Raw genomic sequence first — 13971 nt, 5'->3', positions numbered from 1 at the left:
ATGCGCCCGGACCGGAGAGGACCGTCAGGAGACGCGCGTGACCGAAGCGACCGGGCCGTACTGGCCGACGGATGACTGGGCGGAGCAGGACCCGGGTGCGGCGGGGCTCGATGCCGGGCGGCTCGCGGACGCGGTGGCGTTCGCGCAGGCCCACGAGAGCGCGTGGCCGCGCAGCCTGTACTATCCCGACGGGCGCTACGTCGGGATCGTCGAGTGGAACGAGACGGGGCCCTGGAGCACCGTCGACGGGCCGGTGCGCCCGCGCGGCGGCCCGGCGGGCGTAATCCTGAAGGGCGGCCGGCGCGTCGCCGCCTGGGGCGACACGGCCCGCCCGGACATGACCTTCTCGATCGCCAAGAGCTACCTCGCGGTGCTGGCCGGCCTCGCCCACGACGACGGCCTGATCCCCGACGTCGACGCGCCGGTGCGCGACAGCGTACCCGACCCGCTCCTCGACGGCCCGCACAACGGCGCGATCACGTGGCGCCACCTCCTGCAGCAGTCGAGCGAGTGGCAGGGGACCCTGTTCGGCAAGTCCGATCAGGTCGATCATTTCCGGCAGATCGGCCCGGGCGCCGACAACAGCCGCAAGGGCGAGGCGCGGGCGCTGCGGCGCCCCGGCACCTACTACGAGTACAACGACGTCCGGGTGAACCTGCTGTCGTACTGCCTGATGCGCCGCTTCGGCCGGGCCCTCCCGGACGTGCTCCGCGAGCGGATCATGGATCCGATCGGCGCCTCCCGCGACTGGGCATGGCACGGCTACGACACGGCCTGGGTCGCGGTCGACGGCGCGCGGGTCCAGTCGGTCCCCGGCGGCGGCCACTGGGGCGGCGGCCTGTTCATCGGGGCCGACGACCACGCCCGCTTCGGCCTCCTCGTCGCCCGCGGCGGCGCCTGGAACGGGCGGCAGCTGCTCTCGGAGCGCTGGATCCGCGCCATGCTGACGCCGTCCCCGACGCTGGACAGCTACGGCTATCTCTGGTGGCTGAACCGCGGCGCGGCCGCCAAGCCGCAGCTGCCGGCCTCGGCCTTCAGCGCCCTCGGGGCGGGCAACAACGTGATCTGGTGCGATCCCGAGCACGACCTCGTCGCGGTCCTGCGCTGGATCGACAAGGCGGCCCTCGACGGCTTCCTGCTGCGCCTCGTGGCGGCCCTGCGCCCGTAGGCGGGCCGGCGGCGCTAGCGGCCCCGGACGTGGTCGACGAAGCTCCGGAGCAGCGGCCGCATCTGGCGGCGGCTCGGGTAGTAGAGGAAGAAGCCCGGGAAGGGCGGGCACCACGCGTCGAGGACCCGGATCAGGCGGCCGGCCGCGATGTCGGCCGCCACCTGCGCCTCGAAGAGGTAGGCGAGGCCGGCGCCGCCGCGCGCCGCTTCGGCCACCAGCCCGTCATCGTCGAGGACGAGGGTGCCGGTGACCGGAATCGACTGGGCGATCCCGTCCTTCTCGAGTTCCCAGAGGTAGAGGCCGCCGCTCGGGAAGCGGCGCCGGACGCAGACATGCCGGTGCAGGTCCTGCGGGTCCGCGGGCGTCCCGTGGCGGGCGAGATAGTCCGGCGCGGCGACGATCGCGCCGCGCTGCGGCGGGCCGAGCGGCACCGCGATCATGTCCTGGTCCAGGCTCTCGGCGAAGCGGACGCCGGCATCGAACCCCTCGGCGACGATGTCGCGGAAGCCGTCCTGCGCGCGGATCTCGATCTCGACGCCCGGATGCGCGCGGGTGAACGCGACGGCGAGCGGCACCAGCAGCATCTCGGCGGCCGACCGCGGCACCGAGATCCGCAGCGTCCCGGTGAGCCGCCGCTCCGCGGCGGTCGCCACCTCGACCGCGTCGGCGATCGCCGCGAGGGCGGGCTCGAGACCGTCGAGCAGGCGCTGGCCCGCCTCAGTCGGGGCGACGCTGCGGGTCGTCCGCGCGAGGAGGCGCACGCCGAGGCTCGCCTCCAGGCCGTTGATCGCGTGGCTCACCGCCGAGACCGAGAGCCCGAGATCGCGCGCGGCGCCGCGGAAACTCCGGCGCGCCGCGACCGCGGCGAAGAGCGACAGGGCGGGGAGGTCGGCGCGTCTCACTGTTGAGCCGCATAGAACAGCCTGCGCCGCAGGTCACGGATTATCGCCGCCGGCGCCCCGTGCGAAGTCCGGCCCGCATCACGGGAGGCCCGCATGGATCACCGCCGACTCGGAACCGAACTCACCGCCTCCGCCCTCGGCCTCGGCTGCATGGGCATGAGCTACGCCTATGGCGGCCAGCCCGAGGGCGAGGCCACCGCCACGCTGCGCCGCGCCGTCGACCTCGGCATCACCCTCTTCGACACGGCCGAGATGTACGGCCCCTTCGAGAACGAGAAGCTGGTGGGCAAGGCCCTGGCGCCGGTCCGCGACCGGGTGATCATCGCCACCAAGTTCGGCTTCAAGATCTCCGAGACCGGCCAGGGTCCCGACCGGATCATCGGCGTCGACAGCCGGCCCGAGCACGTCCGGGCGGTCTGCGAGGCCTCGCTCCGGCGCCTCGGCGTCGACGTCATCGACCTGTTCTACCAGCACCGGGTGGATCCGGCGGTGCCGATCGAGGACACGGTCGGCGCCATGGCCGATCTGGTGCGGGCCGGCAAGGTCCGGGCGCTCGGCCTGTCCGAGGCCGGCGCTGCCACGATCCGGCGGGCCCACGCGGTCCACCCCATCGCCGCCGTGCAGAGCGAGTACTCCCTCTGGAGCCGCGATCCCGAGGCCGAGGTGCTGCCGACCTGCCGCGAACTCGGGATCGGCTTCGTGCCGTACAGCCCCCTGGGGCGCGGACTCCTGACCGGCGCGATCCGCGACCGCGACAGCCTCGCCGCCGACGATTACCGCCGCACGATGCCGCGCTTCGCGGCGGAGAACCTCGCGGCCAACCAGCGGCTGCTCGACACGCTCGCCGCCCTGGCGCGCGACAAGGGCGTCACGCCGGCCCAGCTCGCCATCGCCTGGGTGCTGAACCAGGGCGACTTCGTCGTGCCGATCCCGGGCGCCCGCAAGATCCGGAACCTCGAGGAGAACGCGGCGGCGGCCGGTCTCGTCCTGGCCGAGACCGACCTGCGGGCCATCGCGGACGCGATGCCCGCCGAGGCGGTGACCGGCGACCGCTACGGCGCGGCCGGGCTGGCGATGGTCGGTCTCTGAGCCGTCAGAGCGCCGCGATGGTCTCGGCCACCGCGCGCGCCCGCGGCACGAGGCTTCCCACCTCCAGGTACTCCTCGGGCGAGTGGGCCTTGCCGCCCACCGGGCCCACGGCGCAGAGCGTGGGGCAGCCGACGCTGGCGGTGAAGCCCGAATCGGCGCAGCCGCCGGCGAACTCGCCGGTGACGGGGTTGCCGCCCTCCGCGCTCACCCTTGCGTAGGTCTCGAACAGGGCCCGCGAGGCCTCGTCCTGCACCAGCGGCAGGAACTCGCCCTTGATGGTGAGATGCGCGGTCGTGTCCGGCACCGTCGATCCGGCCACGATCGCGGCGATCCGGTCCATGGCGGCCTCGCGGTCGGGCGGGGTCACGTAGCGCAGGTCGATCTCGCAGGTCACCCGGGGCGCCACGGTGTTCACCGACTGGCCGCCGGAGACCAGGCCGACATTCACCGTGGTGCCGCGGTCGAGGTCGGTGAGCGCGTGGAGCGCGACGGTCTTGTGGGCGAGCTCCAGGATGGCGCTGCGCCCGTCGGCGTAGTTGCCGCCGGAATGGGCCGCCCTGCCGAGCACCTCGAGGTGCATGAACACCCCGCCCTTGCGGCCGGTGACGACGTTGCCGGTCGGCCGCCCCGGCTCGGAATTCAGCACCGCGCGGGCGCCCCGGGCGGTCTCCTCGATGATCGGCCGGCAGGCCGGCGAGCCGATCTCCTCGTCGCTGGTGAACAGGCCGACGAGCGGCACCGGCGCGCCGCCGGCGCGGTGATAGGCGGCCAGAACGAAGGCGTTCATCACGAGGCCCGCCTTCATGTCGGCGACGCCCGGCCCGTAGGCGCGGCCGTCGGCGACCCGGAACGGCCGGCGGGCCGGCTCCCCCTTCGGGAAGACGGTGTCGCGGTGGCCCATGAGCACCACCGGCCGGTTGCCGCCGCCCGATCCGGCCACGCTCGCCTTCAGCGCGTCGCCGTAGCCGTCGACCGGGATCGTGGTCACCGGGATGCCGTGGCCGGCGAGGAACTCCGCGATGCGGATGCCGACCGCGTCGACGCCCGGCTTGTCGTAGGAGCCGGAATCGATGTTCACCAATTCCTCGAGGAGCGCCAGCATCGCGCCCTCCTGCCCGTCGAGCCAGCGGAGGACGTCGGTGTCATGGGCGGTCATGGGGGCCTCGTACCGGGGTCAGCAGGATTGCGCAGACCGTCTTTGCGAGCGCAGCGAAGCAACCCAGCGTCGCGCAACCTCTGGCAGCATAGCGCGGACTGGATTGCTTCGCTCCGCTCGCAAAGACGGCGCCGCTTCCGAACCGGACGTGGGTGCGATCGGCGGCGGCTATTCCACAGTGACCGACTTGGCGAGATTGCGGGGCTGGTCGACGTCTTTCCCCATGAACACCGCCGTGTGGTAGGCGAGCAGCTGGATCGGCACCGCGTACACGATCGGCGCCACTGTCGGGTCGAGCGCCGGCATGGTGAAGGTCGCGAGCGTGTCGAGCCCGTGCTCGGCCGCGCCCTTGGCGTCGCCGATCAGCACGATGCGCCCGCCGCGGGCGGCCACCTCCTGCATGTTCGAGACGGTCTTCTCGAACACCGCGTCGTGCGGCGCGATCACGATCACCGGCACGCTCTCGTCGATCAGCGCGATCGGCCCGTGCTTCAGCTCGCCCGCTGCGTAGCCCTCGGCGTGGATGTAGCTGATCTCCTTGAGCTTCAGCGCGCCTTCCAGCGCCATCGGGTAGCTGGTGCCGCGGCCGAGATAGAGCACGTCCCGCGCCTTCGCGACCTCCCGGGCCAGACCCTCGATCGCCGCCTCGTGGGTGAGCGCCTCGGCCATCAGGCCCGGCGCCTTGATCAGGCCGTCGATCAGCCGCCGCTCGCCCGCCGCGTCGAGGGTGCCGCGCGCGCGGCCCGCCGCGATGGCGAGGCAGAGCAGCACGGTGAGCTGGCACGAGAACGCCTTGGTGGAGGCGACGCCGATCTCCGGCCCGGCCAGCGTCGGCATCACCACGGAGGATTCCCGCGCGATCGTCGAGGTCGGCACGTTGACCACGCTCAGCGTGTGCTGGCCCTTCGACTTCGCGTAGCGCAGGGAGGCCAGCGTGTCGGCGGTCTCGCCCGACTGCGAAATGACCAGCGTCAGCCCGTCCTTCTCCAGCGGCGCCTCGCGGTAGCGGGCCTCGGAGGCGACGTCGATCTCCACCGGCAGGCGGGCCACCTGCTCGAACCAGTACCGGGCGACGAGCCCCGCGTAGTAGGCCGTGCCGCAGGCGGTGATGTAGACGCGGCTGAGCTTGGCGAAGTCGAAGGGCAGCGCCTCGGGCAGCGCCACCCGCCCCTGCGCCATGTCGACGTAGTGGGCGAGCGTGCGGCCCACCACCTCGGGCTGCTCGTGGATCTCCTTGGCCATGAAGTGGCGGTACTCGCCCTTGTCGATCCGGTAGGCCTGCGTGGCGATCGTCTGCCGGGCGCGCTCGACCGTGGCGCCCGACGCGTCGCGGATCTCGGCGCCGCCGCGGGACAGGATCGCCCAGTCGCCCTCGTCGAGATACGTGATGGCGTCGGTGAACGGGGCGAGCGCCAGGGCGTCGGAGCCCAGGTAGGTCTCGCCCTCGCCGAAGCCGATGGCCAGCGGCGCGCCGTGGCGGGCCCCGATCAGCAGGTTCTCCTCGCCGGAGAACAGGAAGCCCAGCGCGAAGGCGCCGCGCAGCCGCGGCAGGGCGGCGGCCACGGCCTCCACCGGCCCCATCTGCCGATCCATGTTGCGGCTGACGAGCTGGGCGACGACCTCGGTGTCGGTCTCGGTCTCGAAGACGACGCCGTCGGCCTCCAGCTCCTGCTTGAGCTCGCGGAAGTTCTCGATGATGCCGTTGTGCACGACCGCCAGCCGCTTGGTGGCGTGCGGGTGGGCGTTGGTCTCGTTGGGCCGGCCGTGGGTGGCCCAGCGGGTGTGGCCGATGCCGATCGTGCCGGTGAGCGGCTCCTGTGCGAGCCTGGCCTCCAGGTTGACCAGCTTGCCCGAGGCCCGGCGCCGCGCCAGCCGGCCGTGCTCCAGGGTGCCGATGCCGGCGGAATCGTAGCCGCGGTACTCGAGCCGCCGCAGGGCCTCGATCACCTGCCCCGCCACCGCGTCGCGCCCGACGATGCCGACGATGCCGCACATAGGAGTGTCTCTCGCTGTCGCGCCCGGATGGCCGCGCGCAGGTCGTGCGCAAGGTCCGGGCCGCCCCGCGCCGTGCGGGGCCGAGCGGGACTTCTACCGGATCGGCACGGCGCAGGGCCAGCCCCGCCCGCGCGGCGTGCCCGGCCTCACGCCTTGCCGCGCCGCGCCTTCTCGGCCTGCAGCGCCGCGCGCTTCTCCCCGGCCCAGCCCGGCTTCACCGCCTGCCGGCCCCGGGCCACCGCCATGGCGTCCGCCGGCACGTCGTCGGTGATCACCGAGCCCGAGGCGACGTAGGCGCCCTCCCCCACCGAGACGGGGGCGACCAGGGCCGAGTTCGAGCCGATGAACGCGCCCGCGCCGATCGTGGTCCGGTGCTTCAGCACGCCGTCGTAATTGCAGGTGATCGTGCCGGCGCCGATATTGGCCTTGGCGCCGACCTCCGCGTCGCCGAGATAGGTGAGGTGCGCGGCCTTGGCGCCGGCCCCCATCCGGGCGTTCTTCAGCTCGACGAAATTGCCGAGCTCCGCGCCGGCCTCCAGCACGGCGTGGCCGCGCAGCCGCACGAACGGCCCGATCTTCACGCCCGCCTCCAGGCTGGTCTCGGTGAGATGCGCGAAGGCCCGCACGGTGCAGCCCTCCGCGACCCGCACGCCGGGGCCGAACACCACGTTGGGCTCCACGATCACGTCGCGTCCCAGCACCGTGTCGTGGCTGAGGAACACCGTCTCGGGGGCGATCAGCGTGGCGCCCCCCAGCATGGCGCTGCGGCGCAGCTGCGCCTGGATCGCGGCCTCCGCGACGCTGAGCTGCACCCGGTCGTTGACGCCCTGCGCCTCGGCCTCGTCCACCGGCACGACCGTGACGGGCAGCCCGTCGGCGACGGCGAGCGCCACCGCGTCGGGCAGGTAGTACTCGCCGGCGGCGTTGTCGTTGCCGATGCGGGTGAGCAGGGCCAGGGCGTGCCGTCCGGCGAGCGCCATCAGCCCGGCATTGCACAGGGTCACGGCCCGCTCGGCCGCGCTCGCGTCCTTCTCCTCGCGGATGGCGAGCACGCGGTCGCCCTCGGTCAGCACCCGCCCGTAGCCGGTGGGCGTCGCCGTCTCGAAGGCCAGCACGGCCACCGCGGCGCCGTCGGCCAGGGGCGCGCGGAGGCGCAGGAAGGTGTCGGCCGAGACCAGCGGCGTGTCGCCGAAGGCGATCACCACGTCGTCGTCGGGGTCGGCCAGGATCTCCCGGGCCGCCAGGACCGCGTGGGCGGTGCCGAGGCGCTCGGCCTGCGGGAAGACCCGGGCGCCGGGGGCGGCCCGCGCGATCTCGGCGGCGACGTCGTCGCGGCCGGGCTCGGCCACCACGGCGATCCGGCCCGCGCCCGCCGCCTGGACGGCGGCCAGGACGTGGCCGAGCATGCTGCGCCCGGCGATCCGGTGCAGCACCTTCGGCAGGTCCGAGCGCATCCGCGTGCCCTTCCCGGCCGCGAGCACGATGGCGGTGAGGCTGCGCGAGGGCGTTCCGGTCGGGGTCATCGCAGATCCAAGCGTCGATCGAGGGCCGAGACGGATGGGCCGGACGGGCGCCCGGCGCAACCCCGTCCGGGCCGATCAGCGCAGCGCCAGGGCGACGTGCTGGCCCGACCCGTGGGCGAAGCGCTCCCGGCGGCGCTCGATCGAGCTCGGGATCCGCAGGGATTCCCGGTACTTCGCCACTGTGCGCCGCGCGATGTCGACGCCCTCCCCGCGCAGCTTCTGCACCAGGGCGTCGTCGGACAGCACGTCGTCCGGCGTCTCGCCGTCGACGAGCTGCTTGATGCGGTGGCGCACCGCCTCGGAGGAGTGTGCGGCGGCGCCGGCCGCCCCGGGGATCGCGGCGGTGAAGAAGTACTTCATCTCCAGGGTCCCGCGGCTCGTGCCGATGGCCTTGTTGGAGGTGACCCGCGAGACGGTCGATTCGTGCATGCCGATCGCCTCGGCCACGGTCTTGAGGTTCAGCGGCCGCAGATGGGTGACGCCGTGGACGAAGAATCCGTCCTGCTGGCGGACGATCTCGGTGGCGACCTTCAGGATGGTGCGGGCGCGCTGCTCCAGCGAGCGGGTCAGCCAGTTGGCGTTCTGCAGCGCTTCCGACAGGAAGGCCTTGTCGCCCTCCGCGGCGGCGTTGCGCGAGACGCGGGCGTAGTAGCTCTGGTTCACCAGGACCCGGGGCAGCGCCTCGCTGTTCAGCTCGACCAGCCAGGAACCGTCCGGCGCCGCGCGCACGAACACGTCCGGGACCAGGACCTCGACGGCGCTCGACCCGAAGGCCCGGCCGGGCTTCGGATCCAGGCGGCGGATCTCGCCCAGCATGTCGACGAGGTCCTCGTCGTCGACGCCGCAGAGCCGGCGCAGGGCCGCGAAGTCGCGCTTGGCCACGAGGTCGAGCCGCGAGACCAGCGCCTGCATCGCCGGGTCGAACCGGTCGCGCTCGCGCAACTGGATCGCGAGGCACTCGGCGAGGTCGCGGGCCGCGATCCCGGGCGGGTCGAAGGTCTGGACCAGCGCCAGCATCCGGCTGACGAGGGCCGGGTCGGCGCCGAGCCGCTCGGCCACGCCCTCCACCGTCTCACGCAGGTAGCCAGCCTCGTCGACGGCGTCGATCAGGAAGCCGCCGATCAGCCGTTCGGCCGGCTCCCGGGTCGCGAGGTCGAGCTGGCCCGCGAGGTGCTCGCGCAGCGAGGTCTCGGCCGTGAGGGTCGCCTCGAAATCGGGCGCCTCGGCGTCGAAGCTGCCGCCGGTGCTGCCGTAGGGCGGCGGCGTCAGCGAGAGCATGTCGCCCCCGCCCGCCTCGCGCGCCTGGACGGGGCTCTCGTCGGGAAAGACGTTGTCGAGGCGCGTGTCGAAGTCGCTCTCGATCTCGCCGCGGCTCGGGTTGAGGTCGGCCGAGAGCCACGAGTCGGGCTCCGGCGCGTCGAAGCCGTCGGTCCCCGCCTCCTCGGCATGGCTGCCCGATTCGGCGGATTCGCCCGCACCCGGCAGGTCCGGCTCGGCGCGCTCCAGCAGCGGGTTGCGTTCCAGCTCGGCCTCGACGTAGGCCGAGAGATCGAGGTGCGAGAGTTGGAGAAGCTTGATCGCCTGCAGGAGCTGCGGCGTCATCACCAGGGCCTGGCCCTGACGCACTTCCAGCCGTTGCACCAAACTCATGCGAGGCCCCGATGCCCTTCCGGCGCGGTTCGCCAGCCGGAGCCACGCTGCTCACGGCATGGTTCTTGCTTGCTCCGTCGCACTTTCTGTAACGCGATCCGACCCGCGCGTCAAAGCGCGACCGTGCACGCCGCTGTTGGCAAGTGCTCGTGGCAAGTGCTCGGCGCTTCGGGACTCGCCGCACCCCCATCACATCCCGATCACATCGCGATCCGGCACCCGGCAGTCTGCGGGCAGATCTTAAAGGAAGGTTTGCGCATTCATCCGCGCGCGGTTGCCAGGACATCCGAAATCCGTCCCTAAAGCTTTGTCTGATTGCAGACGCTTCCCCTGCTAGATGCAATATCCGCTCGCTATTGCGTGGTGATCCGAGCATGGCTCGGGGATGCGCCGCGGTTCCCGCACGAGAGTCGGAGCGCGGCGATCGATCTCTGCGTACGCGTTTGCCGATGCCGCATCAGAACCGCCTTCTGGCCGCCCTATCCGAGGCGGACGGCGCACTGCTCGGGCCTCATCTGGAGGCGATCGACCTGCCCCTCGGCAAAGTGCTCGTCGAGCCGGCCGCCGCGATCCCGCACGCGGTCTTCATCGACACCGGCCTGTGCTCGGTGGTGTCGACCCTCGCAGAGGGCGGCCGCATCGAGATCGGCCTGTTCGGACGCGACGGCATGGCCGCGCCGGCGCTGCTGCTCGGAACCGACACGATCCCGTACCAGATCTTCATGCAGGTCGCCGGCCGGGGGCGCCGGATCTCCGTGCCGGCCCTGCGCGACGCGCTGAAATCCAGCCCGTCGCTGCGCAACCTGCTGCTGCGCTACGTCCAGACCTTCCTGGTCCAGGTCGCCCAGACCGCGATCGCCAACGCGGGCGCGCCCGCCGAGGAGCGGCTCGCGCGGTGGCTCCTCATGTACCACGACCGGCAGGACGGCGACGACCTGTCGGTGACGCACGAGTTCCTGTCGATCATGCTCGGCGTGCGCCGCCCGACCGTCACGGTCGCGATCCACACCCTGGAGGGCGCCGGCCTGATCCGGGCCCGGCGCGGCCGGATCCGGGTCCTGAGTCGCACCCGCCTGGAAGAGGCCGCCGGCCAGACCTACGGCCCGGCCGAGGCCGAGTACGAGCGCCTGATCGGCCCGCTGCGGCGGCCTCAGAGCACGCTGGCGTAGGGGACTTCGGCCACCACCGCGCCGGCCTCGTCGGTGATCACGAAGGTGTCGGCGCGCCAGCCGCGCGGCGCGCCGTAGACATGCGGCAGGCGGCGCATCTCGCGCAGGATGTCGCGCGCGAGGTGCTCGGCCGCCGTCCGATCGGGCAGCTCGTCGACCTCCCGATCGGCGATCAGCGTGCCGTGCCGCCGGACGTTGAGGAAGAAGCGGGGCAGGTCACATCCCCTTCGAGGATCGGCCAGCGGGGTCTTCGGGGCGCCCGTCGAAGACTGCGTGCCTCGCCATCGGGAACGGCGTCGCGGGCCTGAGCGGCGTGTCAGATCGGCGCGAACCACGCCGCGCGGGTTACCGGCCGCCGACTGTCCGCCGAGACGGGCGGCCCGCGCAAGGGCAGCCCGAGCGGGGGCAACCCGCGCGAGGGCGGCTGCGGCAGTTCGCGCACCGACGGGTACCGGGCCGACCGCGCCGGCCATATCGTACTTTCGTGCAGAGGGTTCGGGGCCGGATCAGTCCGGCCGCACGCGCGGCGTCTGTCCACACTCATACATTTTTCTGAGGGCGGGTGGATCGCGGCCCGCGCGACCGCGTTCTCCGCGCGGTCGCCGCGGCGCGAGGATCCGGCGGCCCGTCGCGCGAGGCGTGCGGCGCCCACACACAGGTTAACGACACCGCTCAGGTCGCGGCGCACGCTCCTCAGCTGGCCGTGAGGTTCTGCGCCATGCGCTACTTCACCGATTTCACCGACGACCGCGGCCTGTCCCTCGACGAGGAGGGGCTGCCCTTCGCCGATCGTCACGAGGCGTGCCTGTCGGCGACCGAGGCCCTGATCGAGGCCGTGCATGACCGGCTCCGCGTCCGGGCGGACCGGCCGGCCCCCGGAGATGTGGGCCTGGTGCTGGAGGCGCGGGTCCGCGACGCGACCGGCAGCACGGTCTTCCGCGCCCGCCTCACCCTCGACCTGGACTGGCAGCCCTCCGACGGCTGAGCGCGGGCCCTACCAGCCGCAATTGGGGATCGGCGGCTGCGCCTTGGCCATGGCCGACTTCTCGATCGGCACCATCGCGCCCCAGGCGTATTTCTGGGCGTGGGGCGTGACGTTGGCGAAGAGGCAGCCGAGCTGGAAGTGGGTCGCGCCCATCTCGCCCGCGAAGCCCATGCAGTCCAGGAAGGTCCAGGTCTTCGGCACCGGGGTCATGGACCGCCAGCGCGGCATCGCCACGGGCGAGCAGACTTTGACCGCCCCGGTGCCGTCGTCGGCGTTGAGCGCGTCCCCCTGGCTCTGCGCCGCGGAGGGGGCGAGGCCGAGCAGGAGGATTGCCGCGAGAATCGCTCGGCCGGGGATCAGGGCGTGTCGGCTCATCGGGTCAGCGCATCGTCCACCACAGGGCCGCGAGGATCGCGAAGCCGAGAACGTTGTAGAGGATCGCCCAGATCCAGACACCCAGGACTGCGCGGCTCGGCTGCCGTGGTCGCGACCGGCCGGGGCGCAGGCGGTTCCGGTCCTCCGGTGTCGGCCAGATCGCCGCCCGGGGTGCCTTGAGGAGCCGCGTCAGCGCCTCCGGGAGGTGCGGGCCGTGCGGTGTCTCGCCGGTCATGGCAGTCTCCGATGCGACGATGGGCCGGGCCGGGTCGCGCCCGCCCGGCGCCGGACCTGTCCGGGCGACCCGAGATCCGGCGGCGGCGGCGCTCACAGCACCGTGCCGGGTGCCTGTGGGTAGTACTGATAGGCCCAGGTCTCGGACAGCAGCCGATCCCCGGATCTCAGCTGCAGACGCATCTCCACCGGATCCGGACCCTCGGCGTAGACCTTGAGAAAGACCCGCCAGGGGCTCGGCTTGCCGTAGGGCGCCCAGGTGGCGCCGACTTCCTCGGCGGTGCCGCGCGACAGGGTGAGCGCGACCGTGGCCTTCTCGGGATCGAGGCCCGACAGGGCCGCGCCCTCGAATTCCAGCACGAACTGCCGCACGAGGTTGGCCCGGCCCGGGCGTCTGTCGGCATCCGCGAGCCACGCGGCCTTGGTGGCCCGGGTCGCGACGCACCGGGCGAGGTCGGTGGCGACCGGCTCCTTGACGGTCCAGCGCAGCCGGTAGGCGAAGCTGCGGTCCGACCCGGCCTGCGGCGCGTCGTCCGGCACCCAGAGAGCGACGATGTTGTCGTCGGTCTCCTGATGGGTCGGGATCTCCACGAGCTGGACGCTGCCGCGGCCCCAGTCGCCCTGCGGCTCGACCCAGATGTCGGGACGGTTCTCCTCGAAGCCGTCGTCGATGTAGTTCTCGTAGGCGCGGTCGCGCTGGAGCAGGCCGAAGCCCTTCGGCGACCGGTCCGCGAAGGCGCTGACGCTGAGGCGGGGCGGGTTGTTGAGCGGCCGCCAGATCAGCTCGTCGGCGCCGGTCTGCATCAGCAGCCCGTCGGAATCGTGCACCTCGGGCCGCCAGTCGCTCGCGAGGAAGCGGCTCATGCCCTCCGAGTACCACAGCATCGAGGTCAGGGGCGCCATGCCGAACCGCTCGACCGCCTCGCGCATGTAGACCGTGCAGGCGACGTCGATGACGACGTGCGGCTCCTTCCGGGCGACGAACCGGTAGGCGCCGGTGAGGCTCCGGCCCTCGAGGAGCGCCAGCACGGTCACGGCGCCGTCCGCGGCCGGGCTGACGTAGAAGCGCGTGAAGACCGGGAATTCCTCGGTCTTCCCGGGCCCGGGCGCCGTGTCGATCGCGATGCCTCGGGCCGAGGCCCCGTACTGGGCGCCGTCCCCGGCGGCGCGGAAATACGAAGCGCCCAGGAAGGCCAGCCAGTCGCCGTCGTCGCCCGGCTGCCCGGCAGGCGCCTTCTGGAACCGGAACCCCGCGAAGCCCGCCCCGTCCGGAACGTCCTTGGCCGGGTTGCCCGGCGGGTAGGTGAACAGGTCGTGGCTGTAGAGCACCTCGCGGGCCTGCCCGCCCTCCAGGGCGTAGACCTTCACGGGATGGCGGAAGAAGTTGCCGAGGTGGAAGAAGGTCACCGGGTACGGGCTGTCGGCGAACAGGGCGTGGCCCGGCGGGTAGCGGATCTCCTGGAGCGGCCCGTAGGTCAGGGCGTCGAGGGCCGCCGAGGCGGGCGCCTCCGGGGGCGGCGCGTAGGGCCGGTCCCGCAGCGTCCGGGCGAGATCCTTCAGCCGGTCGAGGTCCATGGGCTCGGGCGGTGCGAGGCGCGGCCCGCCGCCGGCGGCCCGGGCGAGGCCGGGATACGGTGCGAGGGCGAGGAGCCCGATGGCGGTCAGGACGCGGCGCGTGATCAAGCTGGAACCCCCGGATTCGGTCGGGCCTCGCGACCCGCGCCG

Annotated in this window: 13 protein-coding genes; 4 read left to right on the top strand and 9 right to left on the bottom strand. The window is 72.9% G+C overall.

All coding sequences use genetic code 11. The annotated features are described in order from the left end of the window. Nucleotides 1–37: 37 nt before the first annotated feature. Nucleotides 38–1168 (top strand): serine hydrolase domain-containing protein, encoded by a 1131-nt coding sequence (locus ACLBX8_RS08540; protein WP_447714963.1) that lies wholly within the window; start codon nt 38–40, stop codon nt 1166–1168. 14 nt (nt 1169–1182) lie between these two features. On the opposite strand, the gene ACLBX8_RS08535 is transcribed toward ACLBX8_RS08540, so the two are convergent. Beyond that, entirely contained in the window at nt 1183–2070 is an 888-nt protein-coding gene (locus ACLBX8_RS08535; RefSeq protein ID WP_100253689.1) for a LysR family transcriptional regulator, read from the bottom strand. 93 nt (nt 2071–2163) lie between these two features. Here ACLBX8_RS08535 and ACLBX8_RS08530 point away from each other — a divergent pair, with 93 nt between their 5' ends. Beyond that, a complete protein-coding gene (locus ACLBX8_RS08530; protein ID WP_447714962.1) occupies nt 2164–3159 on the top strand; it encodes an aldo/keto reductase in 996 nt (331 codons plus the stop codon). A 4-nt stretch (nt 3160–3163) separates the two neighbouring features. Here ACLBX8_RS08530 and ACLBX8_RS08525 read toward each other — a convergent pair whose 3' ends face one another. The 4 genes from ACLBX8_RS08525 to rpoN all read right to left on the bottom strand — a co-directional run bounded on the left by ACLBX8_RS08525 (nt 3164) and on the right by rpoN (nt 9483). Beyond that, complete coding sequence (locus ACLBX8_RS08525) at nt 3164–4315, bottom strand: M20 family metallopeptidase (RefSeq protein ID WP_091927408.1); 1152 nt, start codon at nt 4313–4315, stop codon at nt 3164–3166. A gap of 168 nt (nt 4316–4483) precedes the next feature. Next, nucleotides 4484–6310: a glutamine--fructose-6-phosphate transaminase (isomerizing) gene (glmS, locus tag ACLBX8_RS08520; RefSeq protein WP_447714961.1), complete on the bottom strand. Its 1827-nt coding sequence runs from the start codon at nt 6308–6310 to the stop codon at nt 4484–4486. Nucleotides 6311–6456: 146 nt separating this feature from the next. Further along, on the bottom strand, nt 6457–7833 hold the full coding sequence (gene glmU, locus ACLBX8_RS08515; protein ID WP_447698590.1) for a bifunctional UDP-N-acetylglucosamine diphosphorylase/glucosamine-1-phosphate N-acetyltransferase GlmU: 1377 nt from the start codon (nt 7831–7833) through the stop codon (nt 6457–6459). Between the two features lie 75 nt (nt 7834–7908). Continuing rightward, on the bottom strand, nt 7909–9483 hold the full coding sequence (gene rpoN / locus ACLBX8_RS08510; protein WP_447698591.1) for an RNA polymerase factor sigma-54: 1575 nt from the start codon (nt 9481–9483) through the stop codon (nt 7909–7911). 449 nt (nt 9484–9932) lie between these two features. Here rpoN and ACLBX8_RS08505 point away from each other — a divergent pair, with 449 nt between their 5' ends. Continuing rightward, nucleotides 9933–10652, top strand: a complete 720-nt coding sequence (locus tag ACLBX8_RS08505) for a Crp/Fnr family transcriptional regulator (protein ID WP_447698592.1) — start codon at nt 9933–9935, stop codon at nt 10650–10652. Here the strand turns inward: ACLBX8_RS08505 and ACLBX8_RS08500 are convergent. Beyond that, nucleotides 10634–11125: a DUF6894 family protein gene (locus ACLBX8_RS08500; RefSeq protein ID WP_447714960.1), complete on the bottom strand. Its 492-nt coding sequence runs from the start codon at nt 11123–11125 to the stop codon at nt 10634–10636. The genes ACLBX8_RS08505 and ACLBX8_RS08500 overlap by 19 nt on opposite strands. Before the next feature lie 245 nt (nt 11126–11370). On the opposite strand from ACLBX8_RS08500, the gene ACLBX8_RS08495 reads away from it, so the two are divergent. Continuing rightward, on the top strand, nt 11371–11637 hold the full coding sequence (locus ACLBX8_RS08495) for a DUF6894 family protein (protein WP_091676586.1): 267 nt from the start codon (nt 11371–11373) through the stop codon (nt 11635–11637). 9 nt (nt 11638–11646) lie between these two features. Here the strand turns inward: ACLBX8_RS08495 and ACLBX8_RS08490 are convergent, their stop codons facing one another. From ACLBX8_RS08490 to ACLBX8_RS08480, 3 genes are all read right to left on the bottom strand, one after another. After that, nucleotides 11647–12012: a hypothetical protein gene (locus tag ACLBX8_RS08490; RefSeq protein WP_056527765.1), complete on the bottom strand. Its 366-nt coding sequence runs from the start codon at nt 12010–12012 to the stop codon at nt 11647–11649. Nucleotides 12013–12016: 4 nt separating this feature from the next. Further along, complete coding sequence (locus ACLBX8_RS08485) at nt 12017–12247, bottom strand: hypothetical protein (RefSeq protein ID WP_056527769.1); 231 nt, start codon at nt 12245–12247, stop codon at nt 12017–12019. Nucleotides 12248–12339: 92 nt separating this feature from the next. After that, nucleotides 12340–13929, bottom strand: coding sequence for a glucan biosynthesis protein (locus ACLBX8_RS08480; protein ID WP_447714959.1), 1590 nt, complete (start codon nt 13927–13929; stop codon nt 12340–12342). Between the last annotated feature and the right edge of the window lie 42 nt (nt 13930–13971).

This window comes from Methylobacterium sp. D48H, from assembly GCF_053345715.1.
Note: the sequence above shows the minus strand (reverse complement) of the source record. Positions and strands in the feature narration are given on the sequence as shown.